Annotated in this window: 22 protein-coding genes and 1 tRNA gene; 9 read left to right on the forward strand and 14 right to left on the reverse strand. The window is 66.2% G+C overall.

Annotated features, from left to right (window positions below; translation table 11 throughout):
* Positions 1-473 precede the first annotated feature (473 nt).
* From DBR10_RS17615 to DBR10_RS17630, 4 genes are all read right to left on the reverse strand, one after another.
* On the reverse strand, positions 474-3,311 hold the full coding sequence (locus DBR10_RS17615; protein WP_108506167.1) for a valine--tRNA ligase: 2,838 nt from the start codon (positions 3,309-3,311) through the stop codon (positions 474-476).
* A gap of 152 nt (positions 3,312-3,463) precedes the next feature.
* A complete protein-coding gene (gene popZ / locus DBR10_RS17620) occupies positions 3,464-3,991 on the reverse strand; it encodes a pole-organizing protein PopZ (protein ID WP_108556543.1) in 528 nt (175 codons plus the stop codon).
* A 128-nt stretch (positions 3,992-4,119) separates the two neighbouring features.
* Positions 4,120-5,559, reverse strand: a complete 1,440-nt coding sequence (locus tag DBR10_RS17625) for a TolC family outer membrane protein (protein WP_108506168.1) — start codon at positions 5,557-5,559, stop codon at positions 4,120-4,122.
* Positions 5,560-5,704: 145 nt separating this feature from the next.
* On the reverse strand, positions 5,705-6,277 hold the full coding sequence (locus tag DBR10_RS17630) for a protein-L-isoaspartate O-methyltransferase family protein (protein ID WP_108506169.1): 573 nt from the start codon (positions 6,275-6,277) through the stop codon (positions 5,705-5,707).
* A 336-nt stretch (positions 6,278-6,613) separates the two neighbouring features.
* Between DBR10_RS17630 and DBR10_RS17635 the strand changes: the two genes are divergently transcribed.
* A tRNA-Asn gene (locus tag DBR10_RS17635) sits at positions 6,614-6,688 on the forward strand.
* 200 nt (positions 6,689-6,888) lie between these two features.
* Positions 6,889-7,308, forward strand: coding sequence for a hypothetical protein (locus DBR10_RS17640; RefSeq protein ID WP_108506170.1), 420 nt, complete (start codon positions 6,889-6,891; stop codon positions 7,306-7,308).
* A 3-nt stretch (positions 7,309-7,311) separates the two neighbouring features.
* On the opposite strand, the gene DBR10_RS17645 is transcribed toward DBR10_RS17640, so the two are convergent.
* Genes DBR10_RS17645 through DBR10_RS17655 form a run of 3 tightly spaced genes read right to left on the reverse strand, consistent with a single transcriptional unit; the run spans position 7,312 to position 10,498 of the window.
* Positions 7,312-7,749 (reverse strand): VOC family protein, encoded by a 438-nt coding sequence (locus DBR10_RS17645; RefSeq protein WP_108506171.1) that lies wholly within the window; start codon positions 7,747-7,749, stop codon positions 7,312-7,314.
* A 47-nt stretch (positions 7,750-7,796) separates the two neighbouring features.
* Positions 7,797-9,728, reverse strand: coding sequence for an ABCB family ABC transporter ATP-binding protein/permease (locus DBR10_RS17650; protein ID WP_108556544.1), 1,932 nt, complete (start codon positions 9,726-9,728; stop codon positions 7,797-7,799).
* Positions 9,656-10,498, reverse strand: a complete 843-nt coding sequence (locus tag DBR10_RS17655; RefSeq protein WP_108506181.1) for a hypothetical protein — start codon at positions 10,496-10,498, stop codon at positions 9,656-9,658. The genes DBR10_RS17650 and DBR10_RS17655 overlap by 73 nt, the downstream gene beginning before the upstream one ends.
* 94 nt (positions 10,499-10,592) lie before the next feature.
* On the opposite strand from DBR10_RS17655, the gene DBR10_RS17660 reads away from it, so the two are divergent.
* The gene (locus DBR10_RS17660) at positions 10,593-11,201 is read left to right on the forward strand and encodes a TIGR00730 family Rossman fold protein (RefSeq protein ID WP_108506172.1); all 609 of its coding nucleotides are present in this window, start codon (positions 10,593-10,595) and stop codon (positions 11,199-11,201) included.
* A 67-nt stretch (positions 11,202-11,268) separates the two neighbouring features.
* Positions 11,269-11,568: a CC_3452 family protein gene (locus DBR10_RS17665; protein WP_108506173.1), complete on the forward strand. Its 300-nt coding sequence runs from the start codon at positions 11,269-11,271 to the stop codon at positions 11,566-11,568.
* Positions 11,569-11,644: 76 nt separating this feature from the next.
* Here DBR10_RS17665 and DBR10_RS17670 read toward each other — a convergent pair whose 3' ends face one another.
* The 4 genes from DBR10_RS17670 to DBR10_RS17685 form a co-directional block, all read right to left on the reverse strand.
* Positions 11,645-11,773, reverse strand: a complete 129-nt coding sequence (locus DBR10_RS17670) for a hypothetical protein (RefSeq protein ID WP_369831761.1) — start codon at positions 11,771-11,773, stop codon at positions 11,645-11,647.
* 549 nt (positions 11,774-12,322) lie between these two features.
* On the reverse strand, positions 12,323-13,468 hold the full coding sequence (locus DBR10_RS17675) for an acyl-CoA dehydrogenase family protein (RefSeq protein ID WP_108506175.1): 1,146 nt from the start codon (positions 13,466-13,468) through the stop codon (positions 12,323-12,325).
* A 143-nt stretch (positions 13,469-13,611) separates the two neighbouring features.
* Entirely contained in the window at positions 13,612-14,826 is a 1,215-nt protein-coding gene (locus DBR10_RS17680) for an acyl-CoA dehydrogenase family protein (protein ID WP_108506176.1), read from the reverse strand.
* Between the two features lie 150 nt (positions 14,827-14,976).
* Positions 14,977-15,858, reverse strand: a complete 882-nt coding sequence (locus DBR10_RS17685; RefSeq protein ID WP_108556545.1) for a nicotinate-nucleotide--dimethylbenzimidazole phosphoribosyltransferase — start codon at positions 15,856-15,858, stop codon at positions 14,977-14,979.
* 102 nt (positions 15,859-15,960) lie between these two features.
* Between DBR10_RS17685 and DBR10_RS17690 the strand changes: the two genes are divergently transcribed.
* On the forward strand, positions 15,961-16,176 hold the full coding sequence (locus tag DBR10_RS17690) for a DUF1289 domain-containing protein (protein ID WP_108506177.1): 216 nt from the start codon (positions 15,961-15,963) through the stop codon (positions 16,174-16,176).
* Between the two features lie 6 nt (positions 16,177-16,182).
* Here DBR10_RS17690 and DBR10_RS17695 read toward each other — a convergent pair whose 3' ends face one another.
* The gene (locus tag DBR10_RS17695) at positions 16,183-16,512 is read right to left on the reverse strand and encodes a hypothetical protein (RefSeq protein ID WP_108506178.1); all 330 of its coding nucleotides are present in this window, start codon (positions 16,510-16,512) and stop codon (positions 16,183-16,185) included.
* Between the two features lie 249 nt (positions 16,513-16,761).
* On the opposite strand from DBR10_RS17695, the gene DBR10_RS17700 reads away from it, so the two are divergent.
* Positions 16,762-17,274: a TIGR02281 family clan AA aspartic protease gene (locus tag DBR10_RS17700; protein ID WP_108490036.1), complete on the forward strand. Its 513-nt coding sequence runs from the start codon at positions 16,762-16,764 to the stop codon at positions 17,272-17,274.
* Between the two features lie 108 nt (positions 17,275-17,382).
* Here the strand turns inward: DBR10_RS17700 and dusA are convergent, their stop codons facing one another.
* A complete protein-coding gene (gene dusA, locus DBR10_RS17705; protein WP_108556546.1) occupies positions 17,383-18,417 on the reverse strand; it encodes a tRNA dihydrouridine(20/20a) synthase DusA in 1,035 nt (344 codons plus the stop codon).
* A 333-nt stretch (positions 18,418-18,750) separates the two neighbouring features.
* Here dusA and DBR10_RS17710 point away from each other — a divergent pair, with 333 nt between their 5' ends.
* Positions 18,751-21,549, forward strand: a complete 2,799-nt coding sequence (locus tag DBR10_RS17710; protein WP_108506179.1) for a TonB-dependent receptor — start codon at positions 18,751-18,753, stop codon at positions 21,547-21,549.
* Between the two features lie 48 nt (positions 21,550-21,597).
* Here DBR10_RS17710 and DBR10_RS17715 read toward each other — a convergent pair whose 3' ends face one another.
* A complete protein-coding gene (locus tag DBR10_RS17715) occupies positions 21,598-22,383 on the reverse strand; it encodes an N-formylglutamate amidohydrolase (protein ID WP_199225361.1) in 786 nt (261 codons plus the stop codon).
* A 14-nt stretch (positions 22,384-22,397) separates the two neighbouring features.
* Here DBR10_RS17715 and DBR10_RS17720 point away from each other — a divergent pair, with 14 nt between their 5' ends.
* Both DBR10_RS17720 and DBR10_RS17725 read left to right on the forward strand, forming a co-directional pair.
* The gene (locus DBR10_RS17720; protein WP_108504079.1) at positions 22,398-23,327 is read left to right on the forward strand and encodes a transglutaminase family protein; all 930 of its coding nucleotides are present in this window, start codon (positions 22,398-22,400) and stop codon (positions 23,325-23,327) included.
* Positions 23,328-23,524: 197 nt separating this feature from the next.
* A partial coding sequence (locus DBR10_RS17725; protein ID WP_108556547.1) for a transglutaminase-like domain-containing protein occupies positions 23,525-24,350 on the forward strand: 826 nt, incomplete at its 3' end.

Here is a 24,350-nt window from a genome sequence, read left to right on the forward strand (position 1 = left end):
GTCAAGCGTCAGATGCTAATTCGCTCTGATAGACAACAAGGCCCTGGCCTGACCGGACGGCGGCCTCAGCGGCGGCTCTCAGCGTTGCATCGGATATGAGATCCGTATCGCTGCTGGTGGCCTTAGACCGCTGAGCTTCTACGTGTAGCCATCCGTTGTCTTGCGCGAAGGTCACCGCAGATTGCTGGGCGCTCTCCAAGCTCAGGCCCGTCGAGTACAGCAACAAGGCGTGTCGAGCTCCTGCACGATAGCCGGAGAGTTCACTAGCGACTCCCTGCGCGAGGAAAACGAAGAGATCCTGAGCCATGTGCGTTCTTGTTCGCTTTGTCCCGCTCGCGCAAAAGCCGCAATCCACCCTTGGCAGACCTCCGCCAAGTCCGCTTCCGGGCTTGGCCGTCTAACTCTCAGCACCGCTCACAGCGCCCCGACGGCCACCCCGGTTCCAGGACCGGGACGGCCGTCGAATGAGCCCCCTACCCCACCGCTGCCAGGCGGCTGAGGGCGGCTTCCAGCTTGGCCTTGGCGGCTTGCGCTTCGGCGAGGCGTTCGCGGTTTTCCTCGACCACCTCTTCCTTGGCGCGGGCCAGGAAGTCGGGATTGTTCAGCTTCTTGTTGGTCTTCTCGATCTCGCCGGCATGACCGGCGATTTCCTTGGTCAGGCGGGCCTTTTCGGCCGCCAGATCAATGAACTCGGCGATCGACAGGGCCGCCGTGGCTTCGCCCAGCACGAACGGCACCGCCCCGGCCGGCGCGGCCTCGGCGACGTCGATCTGGCCGAGACGGCCAAGGGTCAGCAGCAGATCGCGGTGGCGGGCCAGACGCGCGGTGGTCTCGGCCCCGGCCCCGATCAGGGTCAGGGGCGGCTTGGCACCGGGCGGCACGTTCATTTCCGCCCGCACCGAGCGGACCTCGCTCACCGTATCGACCAGCCAGCCGATCTCTGCCTGGGCCTCGGCGTCGATCCAGCTGTCCGGGAAGGCCGGCCACTGGGCCGAGATCAGCATGGTCTCGCGCGCGGGACCGACCTCGGCGGTCTTGTCCCACAGCTCCTCGGTGATGAACGGCATCACCGGGTGCAGCAGCTTCAGGATGACGTCCAGGGCCCAGGCCGCCGTGGCGCGGGTCTCGGCCTTGGCGGCGGCGTCATCCCCATTGAGGATCGGCTTGGCCAGTTCCAGGTACCAGTCGCAGAACACGTTCCAGATGAACCTGTAGAGCGCCCCAGCCGCCGCATCGAACTCCGGAGCCTCGAGGGCCCGGGTGACCTCGGCGACGGTCTTGACCGTCTCGCCGCGGATCCACTGGTTGATCGGCTGCTGCACGGTCGCCGGATCAAAGCCCTCGACCCGCACGCACTCGTTCATCTGGGCAAAGCGGGTGGCGTTCCACAGCTTGGTGCCGAAGTTGCGATAGCCCTCGATGCGCTGCTTGGAGAGCTTGATGTCGCGGGCCTGACCCGACATCGCCGTCATGGTGAAGCGCACCGCGTCGCAGCCCAGCTCGTCGATCAGGACCAGCGGGTCCATCACATTGCCCTTGGACTTGCTCATCTTGGCGCCCTTCTCGTCACGGACGAGGGCGTTGATGAACACCTGCCTGAACGGCACTTCACCCATGAAGTGGAGGCCCATCATCATCATTCGGGCGACCCAGAAGAAGATGATGTCAAAGCCGGTGACAAGGGTGCTGGTCGGATAGAAACGGGCCACGTCGCTGGTCTTTTCGGGCCAGCCCAGGGTCGAGAACGGCCATAGGGCCGAGCTGAACCAGGTGTCGAGGACGTCTTCGTCGCGGAAGAGCCCGATTTCATTGGCGGCTGAATAGCTTTCGTCGCTCAGGCATTCCTGGGCCGAAGCCAGAACCTTGATCCGCTTGTCGAAACCAAGCTTCGAGTAGAAGGCCGCTGCATCCGCAAGCGCCTCCTCTTCGGTCTCGGCGACGAAGATTTCGAACTGCCCTTCGACGTACTGGGCCTCCCCATCGGTCGAAAGCTTCGGCCCGAACCACGCCGGGATGCGGTGGCCCCACCAGAGCTGGCGCGAGACGCACCAGGGCTCGATGTTGCGCAGCCACTCGAAATAGGTCTTTTCCCAGTGCCTCGGCTCAAAGACGGTGTCGCCGTTCTCGACGGCCTTCAGGGCCGGCTGGGCCAGGGTCTTGGCGTCGACATACCACTGGTCGGTCAGGAAGGGCTCGATGACCACGCCCGAACGGTCGCCGTGCGGGACCATGTGCTTGGTCTTCTCGATCTCCTTCAGCCAGCCCTCTTCCTCGGCGCGGGCGACGATGGCCTTGCGCGCGGCGAAGCGGTCCATGCCCTGGTACTCGGCCGGCACGGACTCGTTGAGGCGGGCCTCGACGGTCAGGATGTTGATGACCTCCAGCCCGGCGCGCTTGCCGACGCCGAAGTCGTTGAAGTCATGGGCCGGGGTGATCTTGACCGCGCCCGAGCCCTTGGTCGGGTCGGCATAGTCGTCGGCGACGATCGGGATGCGGCGACCGACGATCGGCAGCACGACGTGCTTGCCGACCAGATCCGAATAGCGCTCGTCCGTCGGATGCACCGCCACGCCGGTGTCGCCCAGCATGGTCTCGGGCCGTGTCGTGGCCACAACGATATAGTCGCGGGTCTCGAATTCGGTGGCCTTGCCCTCGTCATCGAAAGCGACCGGGAACTGGTAGGTGACGCCGTCGGCCAGCGGATAGGCGAAGTGCCAGTAGGCGCCGTCGACCTCCTTCTGCTCGACCTCGAGGTCGGAGATGGCGGTCTGGAACTGCGGGTCCCAGTTAACGAGGCGCTTGTCGCGATAGAGCAGACCCTGCTTGTAGAGCTGGACAAACACCTTGCGGACGGCGGCCGACAGGCCCTCGTCGAGGGTGAAGCGCTCGCGCGACCAGTCGCAGCTGGCACCCAGGCGGCGCAGCTGGTTGGTGATGGTGCCGCCGCTCTCGGCCTTCCATTCCCAGACCTTGTCGACAAAGGCCTCGCGGCCCATGTCGCGACGCCCGGCATTGCCGGCGGCGGCCAGCTGGCGCTCGACCACCATCTGGGTGGCGATGCCGGCGTGGTCGGTGCCCGGCAGCCACAGGGCGGCCTTGCCGCGCATGCGGTGGAAACGGGTCAGCACGTCCTGCAGCGTGTTGTTCAGGGCGTGGCCGATATGCAGGCTGCCCGTCACGTTGGGCGGCGGGATCACGATGACGAACGGCTCGGCGTTCGGATCCTCGCTCGGCTGGAAGGCCCCGGAGGCCTCCCAGGCGGCGTACAGGCGGGGTTCGACGGATTTGGGATCGAAGGTCTTTTCAAGCATGGCGTTGCGGGTATGCCATCTGCGGCCGACTTCGGAAACCGGGCGACCTTGGTTTTAGGGGGAAGTTTGAACGGAAAAAGGCGGCCGCCGGAGCGACCGCCTCTTTGAATTTCGGGGCCCGGGCGTGCGCGAGGCGCAGGCCAGACCCGGCCTTATACGCCGCGACCGCGGGCGATACGGTGAACTTCTTCCTCGACCTTGGCCTCGACGATGCGCGGCAGGTGCTCGTCCAGCCACTGCTTGAGCAGCGGACGCAGCAGTTCGCGCACCACATCTTCCAGGGTCCGGCCGTCGCGCGGCATCTGCACGGCGGCGGCGAGGCTGCCGAAGGCCGAGGCCGCGAGGCCTGCCGCATGATCCCCGACCAGGGTCTCGGCGACTTCATCGCGGTTGAAGGCGGGGGCCGGGGCGCGCGGCGGGGCCACATAGGGCTCCGGCGCAGGCTCGGGCGCGCTGTAGACGTCGAGATCGCCGAGGCTTTCGAAATGCTCGGGCTCGGGTTCGGGCTCGATCGGATCGGTGAGCTCGAGAACTTCTTCCTCGACGATTTCCTCGACCACAGGCTCGGGCGGCGCGGCGACGGCAGCCGGCTCCGCCGGCGCGTCATCCTCGGAGATGATGCGCCTGATGGAGGCGAGGATCTCCTCCATCGTCGGTTCTTGGGAGCTCTGGTCGGACATGTGCTGGGCCGTCGATAAAGAGGTACGAATCCTTGCGCGCCCTCAGGCGCGCCGGACCCGATGGTGCAGACTTGCGCAGCTTAAGCAAGCGCAAGCATTGCAAGTGGGCGAAATGGACGCGGTTAACCCTAGTTGGACGACGACTTGCCCGTCGGCGCACCAAGCCTGTCGACGGCCTGCAGCGCGGGTTCCCACGGCACCCAGCCTACAGCGTGGGTGACCTTGTCGAAGGACGTCTTCGGGTCATAACGGGCGACGTCCGGGGCCAGAACGCCGACATTCAGAGCCCCCATGGCCTGCAGCACCGAAGCGCTGGCGACATACTCGTCACGTCGCGCCGAGACCAGGGCCAGTTCCGCCGACCGCAGCTCCTGCTGGGCGTTCAGAACATCCAGCGTCGTCCGCAGGCCGACCTGCTGCTCCTGGCGCACGCCCTCGAACGCGATCCGCGTGGCCCGGACCTGTTCTTCGTTCGACACCAGGCTCGAGCGAGCGGCCAGCAGGCTGCTCCAGGCGTTCGAAACCGCCTGCAGCGCGCTCCGCTTGGCGCCTTCGACGGCGATCCGGGCAGCGTTTTCGCGTTCCGAGGCGGCGCGCACCTGGGAGGTGGTCAATCCGCCGGTGAACAGCGGGATCGACGCCGTCAGGCCACCCGAAACCGAGCGGTCATAGTCCTTGAACTGGTTGCCGCGACCATTGAGTTCGCCGGCATCGTAGCCGAGCGAGGCCCGGGCCGACACGGTCGGCATGTAGCCGGCGCGGGCCGACGACACGCGTGCGGTCGCCGCCTGCGCGCTGTACTGGGCCGCCGTCACCTGCGGGTTATTCTTCTCGGCCGCGTCAAACGCCTGCTCGACGGTCATCGGCAGCTGCGCCGCCAGCGAGGGCTCGGCGGCGAGATCGGTCGGGTTCTGGCCGACGATGGCAGCATAGCTGGCGCGGCTGATCGACAGCTGCGCCTGGGCCGATGCCAGGCCGGCCTGGGCCGCCGCGAGGCGCGCCTGCGACTGGGCCACGTCGGTCCGGGTGATCTCACCCACATCGAAGCGGGCCTTCGACTCGTCGAGCTGTCGGGTCAGCACTGCGACGTTTTCCTGCGAAATGCGCAGGCGTTCCTGATCGCGGCGAACATCGACATAGGCCTGGACGACACCGATGAGCACGCCCTGCTCGACGCTGCGAAGACCTTCGCGGGCGGACATCACGTCGGCTTCAGCCGCGCTAAGGTTCGCGCTGGCCCGACCACCGGTATAGAGCGGCTGGCTCAGCGACAGGGTGGCTCCGGAGCCATAGGCCTTGTTCGTGACATTGCTCTTGGCCGGATCTGCCCGCGAGCCGGTGACATCCGCCGAGACACTCGCCGACGGCCGCAGGGCCGTCCTGGCCTGCACGACGTTTTCGTCGGTGGCCCGCTGGCTGGCGCGCTGCTGCTGCAGCGTCGGGTTGGTCTGATAGGCCAGGGTGATCGCGTCGGTCAGCGTCTCGGCCTGGGCGGCAGACACGAAGCCGGCCATGAGGCCCAGGCTGCAAGCGGCGGCCAACAATTGGGCCCGGCGGCTATTCGACATCAAGTTCAATCCCCAAGTCACGCGCAGCTTGCGCTCGCACCATATGAGCGCGTGTAGGACTGACCGCCAGCGGCCGCCAGTTAAGCTTTTTTCACGCTTAGGTCGCGTGACTGTTTCAAACCCGACAAACGCGGATCACATCGCCCTAAAAAGCGAAGCCGGTCTCGGGGACGAAGCCTGCGAGGACGGGCGGCGTGGAATCGAAAACGGCGCGGCGGCCGATGCCGTCTCCGGCCTTCACATAGATCATGGCGCGACCGACGGGCCCCGTCCGCTCGACGACGCCAAGGCGACCTCCGAGCGCCAGAGCGGCGGTCCAGCTGGCCGGCACGGCCCCGACCGCACCTTCACAAACGATCACGTCGTAGGGTCCACCGCTCACGGCCTTCAGGTCGTCGCCGTCGAGGCGGGTCACCGAAAGACCCATGGTCTCGAGGACGGCCGCCGCATAGGGCGCTGCAATGGCAAGGGCCTTTTCACCGGTCCTGGGCTTCAGACCCTGCAGGAGCTTGCCGATATCGCGCGGGCGCAGCAGCCAGCGGCCGGCTGCATATTCGACCTCGGCATCGGCATAGGCCAGGAAAGCCTTGTCCGCCGGGACGACGGCCTCACGGGCGACGACCCGCAACGCGTCCTGCAACGGCAGGTCGGTCACGTCGGCGGTGCGCATCTGGCTTTCCACCATGTTCAGCCGCGCGGCGGCGAAATCGGTGCTCATGGAATCCCTCGGCGGACTAGGCGTTCTAGCAGGCTTATAGGTCCGCGACTTGGCTCAAGGCAATGACAAGGCGGTGCCGGCCGGCATCGCCCCTCAATTTCCGTGCCCCGGGGCAGATCCGCGCCCCGCAGAACCCGCCGTGCGACACTTTCACGGATCATCCGATTAGGATTCAATTAACCATAAACCCGCAATCTGTAAGGGTCTTCACTGAAGACACCCACCATCACTGACTTTCCACAGCCCGGTCACAAGCCGGGCTGTTTTTTTGTCCAAAGGCGCTTGCGCCGAGTCACCGAGGCGGCTATCACCCGGCCTCTTCCTGAGGCGACCTGTTCCGCGGTAGCTCAGTGGTAGAGCAGCCGGCTGTTAACCGGCTGGTCGTAGGTTCGAATCCTACCCGCGGAGCCACCTCCCCTCGCCTTTGGCGCGGGGTGCCGGCAGACCCCCAATCACCTCGATCTTTGGCCCGTTCGTCGTCAGATGCGGTCGTGAGCTCGCCTTTGCCCGAAGCGAAAGCACGGTAACCGACGCCCTAACTATATGATTTAGAACCTTTTTATCTTCTTGCTGGGACTGATGGTGCCAGTAAGGGCATCAAAGGCAGTCTCATGAAACCCGCCGACGATCACTGGCCTGCTACCCTGCAGCGCGTCGTCGCCTCGCTGGAATTCCGGCTAACCGACGCGCGGGGCCTGACGCCGACCATGGGCCTGGAACCCCGGTTCAGGATGGAAGCCCTGCCGGCCCTGATCCAGACGGCGGTCCACGCCGCCATGGAGGTGGACCGCTGGGTCGCCGGCGACGGACCCGAGGCCAAGATCGACCGCGAAGCCATCGTAGCCCGCAAGAGCCTGGTGCGTGCGCTTGCTGCCGAGCCCCCCGGCAGCGGCCGTTCGCCCTTCACGGACGGCTATGCCGCCGCCTATCGCCTGCAGTTGGCCAGGGCCATCTGGTCGCTGATTGCGGACCACCCGCGCCGCCGGCTGGAAGACCTGGCCGGCAGTCGCGAGACGAACGCCGCCGCCTGAGCCCTACCAGGCTCCAATGTTCGGCATTGAGGCCCACGGCTCGGCCGACGGCAGGGCCCCATCCTGCAGGAGCTCGACCGAGATGTTGTCGGGAGAGCGCACGAAGGCCATGTGCCCGTCACGCGGGGGACGATTGATCGTCACGCCCATGTCCATCAGGCGCTGGCAGGTCTCGTAGATGTCATCCACGCGATAGGCCAGATGGCCGAAGTTGCGGCCGCCCTGATAGTCCTCGGGATCCCAGTTGAAGGTCAGCTCGACCATCGGGCCCTTGCGCTCCCGGGCCAGCTCGACGTCATCCGGCGCGGCCAGAAAGACCAGGGTAAAGCGCCCCTTCTCATTCTCGACCCGGTACATCTCGGTCAGGCCCAGGCCCTCGCAATAGAAGCGCAGCGAGGCGTCCAGGTCACGGACACGAACCATGGTGTGCAGATAGCGCATGGGCAAACTCTCCGGGCGTTGAAAACGGGAAGCAGATGTCTGGTTGTTCAGGCTTCGGGGCCCCTGCCCCGGGTCTGACGGCGCCAGAGCGCCGCATACTCGCCCCCCGCGGCCAGCAGGTCGGCATGGGGGCCACGCTCGACAATCCGGCCGCGTCTCAGGACGACGATCTCGTCGGCATCGACAATCGTCGACAGCCGGTGGGCCACCACCAGGGTCGTGCGACCGGCCCGGGCCTTGCGCAGGGTCTCCTGGATCGCGGACTCGGTGCGGCTGTCGAGGGCACTGGTGGCCTCATCAAGGATCAGGACGCGCGGCTGGGCCAGCAGGGCCCGGGCAATGCCGACCCGCTGCCGCTCACCACCAGAAAGCTTCAGGCCCCGTTCGCCGACCTTGGTCGCCATACCCTCGGGCAGGTTGCGGATGAACTCGCCCAGTTCGGCCGCCTCGGCCGCCGCCCAGATATCGGCCTCCGTGGCCTCGGGGCGGGCAAAGCCGATATTGCTGAGCAGGGTCTCATTGAAGAGGGCAACGTCCTGCGGCACCAGGGCCACGGCCCGCCGGAGCGACGCCTGCTGCAGGTCGCGCAGGTCGTGGCCGTCGAGGGTCACACGGCCGGCCTGGGGGTCGATCATGCGCAGCGCCAGCCGGACGAGCGTGGTCTTGCCGGCCCCCGAAGGGCCGACGATCGCCACGGTGTGACCGGGAGCCACGCTGAACGACACCTCGGCCAGCCCCTCGGAGCGCGCACCGTGGCGGAAGGACACCGCCTCGAAGGCAATCGCCCCGCCACGCTGGTCGGCGCAAGGCGGCACCGGGATCGCCCCGGGCCGGTCGGCCACATCCGCCGTCTGCCGGCGCAGGTCGAGCATGGCCTCCATGTCGATCAGCGACTGGCGGATCTCGCGATAGGCAAAGCCCAGGATGTTCAGCGGGGCGTAGAGGTTGATCAGGATCAGAACCGCGGCGGTCACATCCCCGGGGCCCATGCGGCCGGAGGAGGCCTCGATCCCGGCCAGCACGGCCATGCCGCCGAGGCCGATGCTCATCACGCCCGACTGCACGATATTGAGCAGGGTCAGCGAATTGGTCGCCTTGATCTGGGCGTCGCCATAGACGCCCAGGGCATTGCCATAGCCGGCGACCGCCCGGGCCTCGCCGCCGAACGACTTGACGGTCTCGTAGTTGATCAGGGCGTCGACGGCCCGGCCCGCCGCTTCGGCGTCGGCCTCGTTCAGGGCCCGGCGATGGCCAATGCGCCAGTCCGAGATCGCGAAGGTCAGGTAGCCATAGACCCCGACCGTCAGCAGGGCGATGGCGGCGAACCGCCAGTCATAGGCCTTGGCCAGCACAGCGGCCGCCATGACCAGCTCGATCGCCGTCGGACCCAGGTTGAACACCAGACTGCGCAGCAGGAAGTCCATCGACCGGGCACCCCGGTCGATGACGCGCGACAGCGACCCGGTCCGCTTGGACTGGTGAAAATCGATCGACAGCGACAGGGCGTGGCCGAACGTCTCGACGGCGGCGCGGTTCTGGGCGGCCTGGGCGACCGGCGTGAAGACCGCGTCGCGCGCCTGCGGCGCTGCGGATGAGATGAACCGGACAAGGGCCCAGCCGGTCGCCAGGCCGGCGAAGGTCCAGGTCACGGTCGCTGCGCCCCCCTGCCCGGCGGCCAGCCGGTTGACGGCAGCCCCCAGCAGCAGCGGCGCAACCACGCCGAGGGCCTTGCCGATCAGGGTGAAGACCAGGGCGACGGTTACCCGCCAGCGCAGGCCCGGCGCATCGGACCGCAGGACCAGACGGAAGAGGTCCGCCATGGCCGACCAGAAACGGATCTTGACCTCGGGCGCAGCAACGGCGCCGGAAACGGCCTTGCGGGCCGACGGCGCAGACCCAAAGCCCCTCATCGGGCCGAACCGTGAAGCAGATAGCTCGTCTGAATGCCGCCACCGGGGGTGATCCAGTCGATGCGCCAGCCGTTGTCCAGACGCGTCGCCCGGACCGGGCCCTCCGTCAGGGGGGCGGCCGGAGACACCGCAAGAGCGATCTTCTGCTCGCCGCCCTCGCCACTGACCTGGATATCGTGCCCCCCCATGGCGAGCGGCTCGCTGAGCGACAGGAAGAAACGCCCTGTGTCATCCGCCTGACCCACGGCCCGTGGCGTGCGATCCACCCTTGCGCCGAGACCCGCGCCCGGTGAGCCGACGCCGGAAATCACCGCCCCGCCCTGCGGATCAACGTCTACGGCCAGGATCCGGGGTGAGATCGACTCCACACCCATCACGAAAGCTCCGGCCCCCGCCCTCAGAAGGGCCAGCCCACCTTCTGGCGTCACGAGGACATAGCCCTCGGCCTGGACCGTGCGTTCGGCCTTGGTCATCGACAGCCCGTAGAGTCGTACGCCGTCGCTGGCCGGGGCCGTCAGGGTCCAGCGACCCTGCGCATCGACGCGACCCAGAAGCGCCTCGCCAGTCGGCGCGCCGAGGCGGACTGTGGCCCCCGGGGCTCCCGTACCCCTGAGCGTCAGGCCGCCGGCCGTCCGGGCCACGGCGTCGACTGAGGGCGGCGCGACATAGCCGGCTTCGCTAGCCTCCCCTGCCGTGGGGTTGGCGTCGGCGGCCGAGCGCCATTCGCCCTTGCCTGCGCGGTCACAGGCCGAAACAGCGAGCAGACCACAGCCCAGCAGCGCCATAACGCCACGCCGGACGACCATCGACTTGAAACGGTGACTGCGAATCCTGATCATAAAGCGCTCATAGCGGTGCGGGCTCGCGCACCGGACATACATTAGGGGCGCGCCGCAGAAGCGCGCCATTTTCTTTTGGCTGGAGTGAACGACGATGTCCGATGAGTCTAGGCGCCTGGACTCGGTCTGCGTCTATTGCGGATCGTCCAATGACGCCGATCCGGCCTTCCTCATGGCGGCCGGAGAGATCGGAGCCAGCTTTGCGGCGGCCGGGCTCAAGCTGGTCTATGGCGGCGGCGGCGTCGGCCTGATGGGCGCAACGGCCCGCGGGGCCCATGCGGCCGGCGGCCGGGTTCTGGGCATCATCCCGAAGTTCCTCACCGGTCGCGAGCAACCCTTCGACGATGTCGAAACGATCGTGGTCGACAACATGCACGAGCGCAAAATGCTGATGTTCGAGCGGTCAGATGCCTTTGTGGTTCTGCCCGGCGGGATCGGTACGCTCGAGGAGATCATCGAACTGCTGTCCTGGCGTCGCCTCGACCTGCACCAGAAACCGATCGTGTTTCACAATCCGCGCGGCTTCTGGGATCCGTTGTTTGCGCTTCTCCAGCACACGATCGACGAGGGCCTTACGCCCCCGGCTCTGGCGGACTGCTGGCGGTCAGTTGAGCGCGCCGAGGATGTCACGCCGACACTCTTGTCATGGGACGCAGAAACCTATCAAAGCGGCCCTCAAACAAGCGTTCGCCTGTTGACTTAGTTTCTAAAAGAAACCCATTCTGGGTATAGCCGACCTCCCCGTCGGCTTGGGGGATAAGGACACTGTCATGCGTATCTTTTTCACGACCCTGCTGGCCGCCTCGGCGCTGGCGACCGGCGCTCTTGCCGCTGAAGGTGCGGTTCTGAAGCTGAAGGCTCCGGCCAAGGTGCCCAGCCTGATCCAGGACGGTGCCGCCTGGCGCTGCAACGGCGACGTCTGCGCCGCCCCCCAGGTCAAGGCCCTTCCGATCGGCCGCGCCTGCCGCAAGATCGCCGCCGAGCTGGGTGCCGTGGCTTCGTTCAACTATCGCGGCGAGACCCTCGACGAGGCCGGTGTCGCTGACTGCAACACGGCCGCCAAGCCCTGAGCCCGCTGCTGCGGCTCATTTGACCTGAGCGCGTTCGGGCGGGCCTACCGCCCGAACGCGTTTTGCTTTCTGCGCCCTATTTCTGATCCTGCGGACGCGACGGCGTGCGCTGCGGCTTGGGCGGTGCCCCTGTTCGCGGGCCGACCAGCATGCCCCCCATCAGGGCAAAGGACAGCATGGCGTGGTTCATCTTCGATACATTCATGGCGGCGTCTCCCAGACAGGCCGTTGGACCAGGAGACGCGCGCGGCTTACAGGGGCGGTCCCCTCCTAGTCGTCAGCGCGTCACCATCACCATGCGCCAACCTTACTGCCTGACAACCATTTTTATTCCGTAGTCGGAGTATATCCGCGCACTGAAAATCACCCCGGACAGCCCCGATCCTGGCTGAGCTTTCACTCCGTCTACAGACAAATACAGCCTTGCCGCTGCGCGGCCCCAGGGCCCCGCCTCCGAGCCCGCACCGGGAGCTGAAAGTCCGGCCTGACAGGTCTTCCCACGCTCAAGTTCCCGCTTCACGGGCCTCAATAGGGTCCCTCTGACCAGGAGAAGTTCTAACGGAAGCGGGTCAGACCGTTGGCGCACGGGCCTGTCCGCCTACCCCCTGCCCGCCTCGCGCCGGTTCCCAGCACTCCCGCCGGGTGGACGGGCGCGGGCCGAGCCCCACCGACCAAGAAAAAGCCCCCTGCGTCGGCATGACGCAGGGGGCTCGTTCAGGTTTTACCCGATGGTCCGTAGACGTCCCGGGGTTGATCAGGCTGCCGAGGCGAACGACAGGCCTTCGTAGCGCTTCAGGTGGTGGTCCACCGAGCCGAACAGACCCTCGATGATCGAGGCCCGCTTGAAGTAGTGGCCGACCGCCAGCTCGTCGGTCATGCCCATGCCACCATGGATCTGGATGGCGTTCTGGCCCACGAACTTGCAGGCCCGGCCGATCTGGACCTTCATGGCCGAAACGGCCTGGGCGCGCGCGGCGGCGTCCTCATCGAGCTTGATCGTCGCCATGTAGGTCATCGAGACCGACTGCTCGACATTGATGAACATGTCGACCATGCGGTGCTGCAGGACCTGGAAGTTGGCGATGGCCGTGCCGAACTGCTTGCGCTGCTTGGCATAGTCCAGCGTGTTTTCGTGCAGCTTGCGCAGCACGCCCACCGCTTCGGCGCCGACAGCAGCCGTAGCCTCGTCCATGATCTTGTCGACCAGCGGCAGGCCCTCGCCCTCGCCACCGATCAGGGCGTCAGCCGGGATCGAGACGTTTTCGAAATAGACTTCCGAGGCCCGGCCGCCGTCGACGGTCGGATAGTCGCGGGTGACGATGCCCGGCAGGCTCTTGTCGACCAGGAACACCGAAACGCCGCCGGCGTCGCGCTGGGCCCCGCCGGTGCGGGCGGTGACGATCAGGTGGGTCGCGAACGGCGCACCGACCACGACGGCCTTGTGACCATTCAGGACATAGCCCGAGCCGTCCTTCTTGGCGGTGGTCTTCAGGTCACGCCAGGTGTAGCGGGCCTGGGGTTCGGCATAGGCGAAGGCGATGGTGGTCGTGCCCCCGACGATGCCCTCGATGACCGAGGCCGCACCGGCATAGCCCGAGTGCTTCATGAAGCCGCCACCGATGACCACGGTGCCCAGATAGGGCTCGATGACCAGGGCTTTGCCGAACTCTTCCATGATGATCATGTTGTCGACGGCACCGCCGCCCAGACCGCCGAGGTCTTCGCTGAACGAGGCCCCCAGGATGCCCAGCTCTTCAGCGAAGGCCTTCCAGTAGTCGGCGCGCCAGCCACTCTCGGAGGCCACGATCTTGCGGCGGGTGTCGAAGTCGTACTTGTCCTGCAGGAAGCTCGCGACCGTGTCGCGGACCATCGACTGCTCTTCGGTGAAGTTGAAATCCATCCCAGGGTTTCCCGTCTTTTTGTTCTGTCATCCCGACCCCAAAGCGCCCGAAAGATGGGAGCGCAGAGCAGGGACCTTCAAGGTCGGTGAATTGGCGGTCCCGGGTCACGCCGCTGGCGTGCCCGGGATGACAAGAGCGCTCGCTAGAGCCCCAGCACCATCTTGGCGATGATGTTGCGCTGGATTTCGTTCGAGCCGCCATAGATCGACGTCTTGCGGACGTTGAAATAGGTCGGAGCCGCACGGTGGCTGAAGTCCGGGCCGATCGGATGGGCGTTGTCGCCGTCGTTCGGGAAGCCGCGGAAATAGGGCGCGCCATAGTGGCCGGCCGCTTCCAGCACCAGTTCGGTGATGCGCTGCTGGATCTCGGTGCCCTTGATCTTCAGGACGCTCGACTCCGGACCCGGGCCCTTGCCGGCGGCTTCACCCGCCAGGGTCCGCAGCTCGGTGTATTCGAGGGCGGTGAGATCGATCTCCAGCTCGGCGACCTTGCGCTTGAAGGCCGGATCGGCCAGCAGGCTTTCGCCGTCATCCGACATCTCGGTCGAAGCGATCTGGCGGATACGCTCGATGCCACGCTTGGACCGCGCGACGCCGGCAATCCCCGAACGCTCGTGGGCCAGCAGGAACTTGGCGCAGGTCCAGCCCTTGTTCTCGTCGAAGATGCGGTTTTCGACCGGCACCTTGACGTTCTCAAGCCAGACTTCGTTGACCTCGTGCTCGCCGCCCAGGGTAATGATCGGGCGAACGGTCACGCCGGGCGACTTCATGTCGATCAGCAGGAACGAAATACCTTCCTGGATCTTGGCGGTCGGGTCGGTGCGGACCAGACAGAAGATCCAGTCGCCGTGCTGGGCCATGGTGGTCCAGGTCTTCTGGCCGTTGACCAGGTAATATTCCTTGCCGTCATCGCCGGTGAAGCGTTCGGCCTTGGTCTTCAGGCTGGCCAGGTCAGAACCGGCGCCCGGCTCGCTGTAGCCCTGCGACCACCAGATGTCGCCCGACAGGGTCGGCGGCAGGAAGCGTTCCTTCTGCTCGGGAGTCCCGAAGGTGTAGATCACCGGGCCGACCATGTTGATGCCGAACGGCAGGATCGGCACGCAGTCGGCGCGGGCGGTCTCTTCCGACCAGATGTAGCGCTGGACCGAGGTCCAGCCCGGACCGCCGAACTTTTCCGGCCAGGCCGGTGCGATCCAGCCCTTGTTGGCCAGAACGCGATGCCAGGAGAGAAAGTCCTCCTTGGCCATTTCCTCACCCTCTTCCTGCTTGTCTCGCAGGCCGGCGGGATAGTTTTCGGCGATGAAGGCGCGGACTTCGTCGCGGAAGGCGACGTCCTCGGGCGAAAAGTCGAGATTCATGGCTGGCTCCCGGTTCCGGCCCTCCGTTGGAGGGGGCCGTTCTTACGTTTCGGGAGGCACGATAGAGGCCGAACGGCCGTTTGGAAAGATGACGTTAGCGTCAACGGAAGCGAATATGACTCGCGTTCAGTTAAGGCGGCCAAACGCTGCCTATCTTGCCTCGCAGGCCAGCTTCACCAGAGCCAGGGCACTGGCACCGCCGACCCCTTCTTCTTCGACGATATCCAGCGCCAGAAGCGGCCGTCTGTCGAGCGCGGAAAGCAGGCGGGCATGGCCTTTCGCCGGGCTGACATGGGCCGCAAGACAGTGGTCGACAAGCTCGGGATCAATGGCCCTGAGCACGGCCGCTGCGGCACAGGCCGCATATCCGTCCAGCAGGACGGGAATCTTCTGGACCCGGGCCGCCAGGATCGCGCCGGCGACGGCCGCCATCTCGCGGCCACCCAGCTGTCGCAGCACCTGCAGGGGATCCTCAAGTCCATCTTCCTGCGCCGCCCGCTCGACGGCCGGGGCGACCGCCTCGGGACGGTCGGTCCAGTCCGAGACCTCGCCACCGAACAGGGCAAAGGCCACTGAGGCCGCCGCCAGGTCCGTCTCTGCCGCGATCACGCCGGGGATCAGCAGGTCGGGCTGCTTGGCCAGGGCCTCCATGCCGAAGGCCATGGTCGCAGCGCATTCCTTTTCGCTCATCGTCGCGCGGGACACGGCGTCGGGCGTCGGGCGATCCACGGCGAGGTCAAAGGCCTCAAGACCCGCGCCCTGGACACCGGCGATCCGGCAGACGGTCGCACCACCCGAAGCGACAGCCTCCAGCCGGTCGCGGGCATAGCCCCGGGGACCGACGCCCTGCCTAGCTCCGGCATACAGCGCCACGACCGGCCGATTGACCGATGGTGGCGTCCGGCCCGTCCAGCGGGTCAGCCAGGTGGAGATCTCGGCCAGACGGTCCTGCTGGCCGAGTTCGGGCGCGGCACCGGCCGACGGCGGCGCAGACGCCAGGGCCCGGATGTCATCAAAGGGAGAAGCGGTCATGGGGCGGGGGTAGAAGCCGACCGCCCGGATTGCAAGTCTCGTTTGCCGTAACGCACCGCCCGGCCTTGCCTCGGCCCGGCCGCACGGCGATGATGCCCGGCCATGAGCCCTGACATCACGCCGCCGCGACCGATCGAAACACCCTGCGTCAAGGTTTGTGCCGTTGACGGGGCCAGCGGCCATTGCGTCGGCTGCCGCCGCACCCTGGCCGAGATCGCCGGCTGGTCGCGCATGAGCGAGCAGCAGCGGACGGATATCCTCGCCGCCCTGCCCGCCCGTCCGTATCCGGTTCCGGCCCTGATGGCCGGTCGGACCTGATCTGTCCTACTGACCGCCGCGCAGCCAGACGGCGCAGTCGCCGTTACGCTCGGCGATAAGCTTGTCTTTCTTTTCGCCGGTGGCCTTCTGGGCCTCGTTCAGGGCACCGGTGATACGGCTCGCCGACGAAGCGCGTACTGCCAGTTCACGCGCCTGCCCCTCGGCACGCAGGAAGCTGTCCAGCGCAACCGTGTCCAGCTTGCCCAGGGCTTCAGAGGCCGCCAGACCGCGGCAACGGGCCGCTTGCAGGTACTGCATGTCCGAAACCTTGGGGCCAGCCTGGGCACCTGTAGCCAGGGCCGCCAGCGCAAGGGCGGAAACAAGGATCGTCTTCATGGTGTAGTTCCTCAGGTAAAATCTGGCACCACGGGGAATACTTCCAATTCAGGGATGCCCTAAGTTAAATCCCGTCCACATTGAACATTACAGAGCTTTTAGGAATGTTAATATGCGTAATAGCGAAGCATGTTATAGCATCATTAACTATATACAATAAAAAGGCCGCCCGATTCACGGGTTGAAAAGGCTTCATCCCGTAGATTTCACCCAACGACCAAAACAATGGTCAAAAAGCCAATGGGCAGGGTGTCTTCGATGTTCAAGTTCGCGGCGATCGCGCTGATAGGAGCCTTGTCGGCTGTGGGCGCTGCCAAGGCGGTGGTGTCCCTGGACGACCTGCGCCACCCCGAACTGCGCACCGCCACCGCGGCGACGGCGCGGCTCGACTCCACCGGTCCGGCCCAGATCAACAAGGACGCCGACGGCCACTACTGGGCCGAAGCCTCGGTGGACGGCAAGGCCGTCCGCTTCCTGGTCGACACCGGCGCGACGGCCGTCTCGCTGAGCCTGAACGACGCCCGCCGCCTGGGGATCGACACCGCCCGTCTCGACTACGACTACAGCGTCATTACCGCTGACGGCCGGACTCGCGCCGCCTCGGTCAAGCTGGCCAGTGTTTCGGTGGCCGGTGCCCGTGTTCGCAATGTCGATGCCCTGGTCATCGAGAAGGGCCTCGAGACATCGCTTCTGGGCATGAGCTATCTGGGCCGTCTGTCCAGCTTCGAAGCCACCCAGAAGGCCCTGATCCTGCACCCCTGACGGGGGCAACGGCACCGCACTGACCGGGCCAAACGTGCTGGCCGGTTGGCAGCGCCACAGGCTACCACCGGGTTCCAGCTGCCCGCGCGTTCGATCCTCAGGACAAGACTAGGCTTCGGCGACCTGCTCCGGTCGCAGCCCTGCATCCGCATCGCGCTGTGCCCGGCTTTCAAGGGCCTGCCGTACAGCCTCCACAGCCCGATCAACGACGTCGAGCCCTGCCCCGGATCCAACCCCTTCGACGGTCAGGATCCGCCGCCAGGCTCGCGCGCCGGGCAGCCCGTGAAACAGTCCCAGCATGTGCCGGCTCATCGCCGCCAGATGGACGCCCTCCACCAGCCGCGCGGCGATATAGGGCCGATAACGCTCGACAGCCTCAAAGGCCGTGACGTCGTCGCCCACACCGAACACGCGCCGGTCGACCGTGCCCAGCAGGCCGGGCTCGTGATAGGCCGCCCGCCCCATCATCACGCCGTCCACATGCTGCAGGTGGATCTCGACGGCCTCGAGATCGGCAACCCCGCCGTTGATGGCGATGGTCAGGTGCGGCCGCTCGCGCTTGAGCCGGTAGACGAGCTCATAGTCCAGTGGCGGGATATCCCGGTTCTCCTTGGGCGACAGCCCCTTCAGCCAGGCCTTGCGGGCATGGACCGCGAATGTCCCGATGCCGGCACCGGCGCAGGCATCAACCAGGGTGAAAAGGCTCTGTTCCGGATCCTGGTCATCGACGCCGATCCGGCACTTGACCGTCGCCGGCACCGAGACCGCCCCCTGGATGGCGGCCATGCATTCGGCCACCAGCCCCGGCTCGCGCATCAGGCAGGCCCCGAAGCGACCGCTCTGCACCCGGTCAGACGGACAGCCGACATTCAGGTTGATCTCGTCATAGCCGAAGTCCTCGCCGATCCGGGCCGCCTCCGCCAGTTCGGCGGGGTCTGAGCCCCCGAGTTGCAGGGCGACCGGATGCTGTCCGGCATCAAAGCCCAGCAGCCGCTCGCGATCGCCGTGGATGACCGCACCGCTGGTCACCATCTCGGAATAGAGCAGCGCGCGACCGCTCAGCACCCGATGCAGGGAGCGGCAGTGCCGGTCCGTCCAGTCCATCATGGGCGCGACCGAAAATCGGCTGTCTGTCGTCTTCATACCCGGCGCTTGTCGGAGGATGGGCACGCCCCCTGAGTGAGAGCTACCCTTGTCGCGGCTGACCTAGATCAAACGCCCGGACGACGCAAACGGCGTCCTCCGCAGCAAGACCGCCGTGGTCTGCACGGTTGACCCGGTCAGGCCTCCATCAATCACAGCTTGTCGCCTGTCCACAGCTTTGCTACCGGTGTCATTGCTACCGGTGTCAGAGTCTCTCTGGGTCGCCGAACAACAAAAACACCACAGGCACGGCCGCGCAGCAGTTTGCGCGAACGAAGCCTGCGAGACGGTGCTCCGGCACCGGTTCCAACGGTTCTACGGGAGGAGAAACCATTGTCCCAAGCCACCAAGACTAAAGCCCTGTTCGCGCTGAAGGTCGGCGTCTCGAGCGGTGCCCTGGCCCTGGCCATCGCCGGCGCAGCCTCTGCACAGACCGCCCCGGCTGCCCCGGCTCCGGCCGCCGATGAAGCGGTTGTCGAAGAAGTCGTCGTCACCGGTTTCCGCCGCTCACTGGATGCCGCCCTCAACGTCAAGCGCCAGTCGGTCGCCGGCGTTGACGTGATCGTCGCCGAAGACATCGCCAAGTTCCCCGATCAGAACCTTGCGGAGTCGCTGCAGCGTATTCCCGGCATCTCGATCGTCCGCGACGGGGGCGAAGGCCGCGCCATCACGGTTCGCGGCCTCGGCTCGCAGTTCACCCGCGTTCGGGTCAACGGCATGGAAGCCATCGCCACCACCTCGGACGGGGCCAGCGCCAACCGCGAGCGCGGCTTCGACTTCAACGTATTCGCCTCGGAACTGTTCAGCTCGCTGGTCGTCCACAAGACCGCCGAAGCCTCGCTCGACGAAGGCTCGCTGGGGGCCGTCGTCGATCTGAACACCGGCAACCCGCTGGCCGGCAAGGACGGACTGACGCTCGCCCTGAGCGCCCAGGGCCAGTACAATGACCTGAACAAGGAACTGGGCCCGCGCCTCGCCGGCCTGGTCAGCTATCGCGACGAGAGCGGCACCTGGGCCGCGTCGATGTCGGTGGCCTATTCCAAGCAGCAGCAGGTCGAGGCCACGAACAATACCGTGCGCTGGGCCCAGGCCCGCTTCAATGCGGTGGCCGGCACCAACTGCTACACCACGCAGAACTCGGGCGGGGCCTATGTCCCCAGCGCCAGCTGCAATCAGGTGGCCCTGGCCTTCCACCCCCGCATTCCGCGTTATGGCGAAGTGACCCACGACCGCGAACGCCTGGGCGTGACCGGCAGCGTGCAGTGGGCCCCGACCGATCGCACCAAGCTCTCGGTCGACGGCCTCTATTCGAAGTACAACGCGATCCGCAACGAGAAGTGGGCCGAGGTTCTGTTCCGCTCCAACGAGCGCTCGATCACGGTTCGCGACTACACGATCGACAGCAACAACAACCTGATCAAGGGCACGTTCGACAACGCCTGGGTGCGCCTAGAGCACTATGAGCGCGAGCTGGACACCACCTTCTACCAGTTCAGCGCCAACCTGACCCATGAGTTCAACGACAAGTTCAAGATCCAGGGCCTGGCCGGCTTCTCGAAGTCGGATGCCGACATCCCCTACGAAACGACGATCATCTTCGATGACCGCGACGCCACGGGCTACAAGTACGACTACACAGACATGAAGCAGCCGGTGCTGAGCTTCGGCACCAGCATCGCCGATCCGACGAACTTCCAGTTCGCCGAGTTCCGCGACCGGCCGTCGAACAACACCAACAAGTTCCAGACGGTGGCTCTGAACGGTGACTACCAGATCACAGACGAACTGACCTGGAAGGCCGGCGCGGCCTATCGCGAGTTCACCTTCGACCTCGTCGAGGCGGCCCGCGACTCCACCTATTGCGCGGCCTTTACCTGCGCGACCGGGAGCTATGGCCTGCCTGTCACGGGCTCTCTGGCCAGCAACTTCAGCCTGACCGGTGCCAACGCCCCGGCCGGCACGACCACCAGCTGGGCTGCGCCGAACCTGCAAGCCGCTGCCGCGCTGATCAACCTCTACAAGCGTCCGCTGATCACCCAGGCGGGCAACACCCGCTCGGTCACCGAAAAGGACACCGGCGGCTTCATCCAGTTCGACATCAAGAGCCAGATCGGCGACCTGGACTACGCCCTGAACGCCGGCGTGCGCTATGTGAAGACCGAACAGTCCTCGACCGGCATCAACAACAGCCAGTCGGTGACGGTTGACCGCCAGTATGAAGACTGGCTGCCGGCCGCCAACCTGGCCCTGTATCCGATGGACAAGGTTGTGCTGCGCGGCGCGGTCGCCAAGGTCATGACCCGCCCGAGCCTCGGCAACCTGACGCCCGGCGGTTCGGTCGACGGCTTCAACTACCGCATCACCTCGGGCAATCCGGGCCTGAACCCGTTCCGGGCCACGGCCTATGACGCCTCGGTGGAATGGTACTTCGCCCGCGAGTCAATCTTCTCGGTCGCCCTGTTCCGCAAGGATATCGAGAGCTTCCCGATCACCGCCTCGACGACCGGCTCCTATGCCTCGACCGGCCTGCCGCTGTCGCTGATCCTGGCCAGCTCGCCGGCCGCCGCCAATCCTGAAGGCCAACCCTGGACGATCAACACCACCGTCAATGGCGAAGGCGGCAAGCTGCAGGGCGTTGAATTCGCCGTGCAGGGCCCGTTCAGCTTCCTGCCGGGCCTGTGGTCGAACTTCGGCGGCATCGCCAACGTGACCCTGGTCGACTCCGACGTCGACTACACGGTCTCCGGTGCGGCCACCAATCCGATCGGGACCTTCCCGACCCTGGTCAGCCGCAAGGAAACCGAGCGACTCTTCAACCTGTCGCGCCGGGCCTATAACGCCACGCTCTACTACGAAGCCGACAAGTTCAGCGCTCGCGCGTCGGTGGCCTATCGCAGCGGCTTCATCGATGCGACCAGCGGCACCGGCAACGTCTTCGAGGGCTATAACAGCTCGATGAACGTCGATGCCTCGATGCGCTACCGCCTGAACGACAACCTCGAATTCTCGCTCGAGGGCGTCAACCTGACGGACGAATACCGCGACCGCTTCACCGATCTCGCGGCGGACCGGAACTACGAATACAACCACTTCGGCCGCACGATCATGGTCGGCGCGCGCTTCAAGATGTAGCCGGTTCGGCGGGGCTGCCTTCGGGAGGCCCCGCCAGACGCCCCGCGCTCAGACCGGCTGCGGCCGGACCTGGGCCAGGGCCTGCAACAGTACAGGGCCGAGCAGCGCCGACATGGCCTGCTCGGCCTTTTTGTTGTCCAGCAGGTCCTGACGGACTTCGAGTTCCAGATAGTCCAGCCCGCGCGGGTCGGCCTGGAGCGGGACCGTATTGTCGGTCGAGTCCATGCGGTACGGCTCGTTGTCGCCGACGGCCTCACCCATCCGGTCCCGCAGCAAGCCCAGCACCGCATCCGAGAACGGCGAGTCGCCACGGTGCAGCACACCCAGCGACCAGGGACGGTCCTTGCCGTTCATCGACGGCGTAAAGCTGTGCAGCGACACCAGGATCGGCCGCCGCGCCAGATTTGCGTCGAGCCAGTCGCCGATGGCCGCCTGATAGGGCTGATAGATCTCGGCCAGTCTCCGGGCGCGGGCCTCGTCGTCGAGATCGGCATTGCCCGGCACCACAGTGCCGTCACTGACCATAACGATCGAGCCAGGGGCCTCGGGCCGCCGGTTGCAGTCGATGACCAGCCGTGAATAGGCCTGCCGGATGAAGGCGCTGCCCAGGTCCGCCGACAGGGCCCGCCCCAGCCCCGCCACCCCGATGTCCCAGGCAATGTGGCGGTCGAGGGCCTCGTCCGTCAGCCCCAGCCGGTCCAGGCTCGCCGGGATCGCCCGGCCGGCATGATCCCCCAGCAACAGCAGCGGACTGCCGCTGCCTTCGTTCGAGACAATCACCGGACACGGATCACTTGCGACCAGAAGTCGGGTCGACGGCGCGGACGAATCCAAGCCAAGCTTTCCGAATGCCCGTTCTCTCGGTCCGCCATCTGACGCGCTACCGGTATCGCAATCCTGTCGCATTCGGCGAACATCGCATGATGTTCCGCCCGCGCGAAGGCTGCGATCAGCGGCTTGTCACCTCCGACCTGCTGATCGTGCCGACCCCGGTCCACATGCGCGACGTCCAGGACGTGTTCGGCAACTGGGTCGGCATAGCGCGCTTTGCGGGCCGCGCCGAAGAGCTCAGCTTCGAGAGCCGCATCACCCTTGAGCACACGCCCCTGCCCGCCTTCGGCGACCTGCAGGGCGATGTCGGCTTCCTGTCGGGTGGCCGGCCGTTCGCCTATGATGCCGAAGACCTTCCCGACCTGCAGCGCTCGATCGATCCGCAGCATGCGGATCCGAACGGTGATCTGGCCCGCTGGGCCCGGCGCTTCGTCAAGGCCCGGGGCGCGACCGGTCTGCAGCACCTTCTGGCCGACATGACCCAGGCGATCTATGCGGGGCTCAAATACGGCAAGCGCCTGGAACACGGTGTCCAGTCACCGCTGACCACCCTCGAAAGCGGCAATGGAACCTGCCGGGACTTCGCCGTGCTGATGATCGAGGCCTGCCGCAGCCTGGGCCTCGCCGCCCAGTTCGTGTCGGGCTACATCCACAGCCCGTCGCGCAAGCTGGGCCAGCCGGCCCGCACCGGCGGCGGCCACACCCATGCCTGGCTGCGGGTCTATCTGCCCGCCTGCGGCTGGGTCGAGTTCGACCCCACCAACGGCATTGTCGGCAATACCGACCTGATCCGCGTCGCCGTGGTCAATGATCCCCGCAAGGCCTCGCCCCTGCTCGGGACCTGGTCGGGTTTTCCGACCGACTTCATCGGCATGGACGTCGAGGTCGACGTGACCAGTGCCGAAGGCGACTTCACCTTCGCCGAGCCCATCGCCGCCTTCGCCTGAGCCGGTCAGGACGGCCGGAAGCCGATTTCGGCTTTGTGCGTTCAGGCAAACTGCATGCCCTTGCGCCGGTCGGGATTAATCCCGCAATTGTCTGCCTCCGGCCCTGTTTATCCCCGCCGAATTCGGTCATCTGACAGACCAAGGCTGTAGCCCCCGACGGCACGACGATCCCGCGCCGACCTGCTTGCGAGAAGACCATGCTGATCCGCCACGGCTACGAAATCACGGTCAACTGCTGGCAGCCGACCCCGATGGTCACCCAGATGGCCATCCATGACGACCGCCGTCGCGATGTACGTGCCCCGGAACGGTTCGTGACGACGCCGGAGATCGATACGGCGACCTATCACGATCCGTTCGGCAACCTCTGCCGCCGCTTCGTTGCCCCGGCCGGGGACCTGACCCTGTGGAGCGACGCCATTATCGAGGACAGCGGCCTGGCCGACATCGCCTGGCCCGACGCCGTGCAACATGACGTCGCCGAGCTGCCGGACGAATGCCTGATGTATCTGATGGGCAGTCGCTACTGCGAGACCGACCGCCTGAGCCAGATGGCCTGGGACCTGTTCGGCAATACCCCGCCGGGCTGGGCGCGGGTCCAGGCGATCTGCGACTTCACCCACCAGCGCATCGCCTTCAACTACCAGAATGCCCGCTCGACCCGCACGGCCTTCGAGGCCTGCGAGGAAGGCACCGGGGTCTGCCGCGACTATGCCCATCTGGCTGCGGCCCTGGTCCGCTGCATGAACATCCCCGCCCGCTATGTGAACGGCTTCCTGACCGACATCGGCGTCCCGCGGGCCGATCCGATGGATTTCTGTGCCTGGATCGAGGTCTATCTGGGCGGTCGCTGGCACACCTTCGATCCGCGCAACAACATTCCCCGAACGGGCCGGATCGTGATCTCGCGCGGGCGGGACGCTGCCGACGTCGCCATGATCACTTCCTTTGGCCCGCACATTCTCAATGGCTTCCGGGTGTGGGCCTACGAGGTCGATTCGACCGAGCGCGACACACCCGTAG

The sequence above is a fragment of the Caulobacter sp. HMWF025 genome, from assembly GCF_003060965.1.
Taxonomy (GTDB): domain Bacteria; phylum Pseudomonadota; class Alphaproteobacteria; order Caulobacterales; family Caulobacteraceae; genus Caulobacter.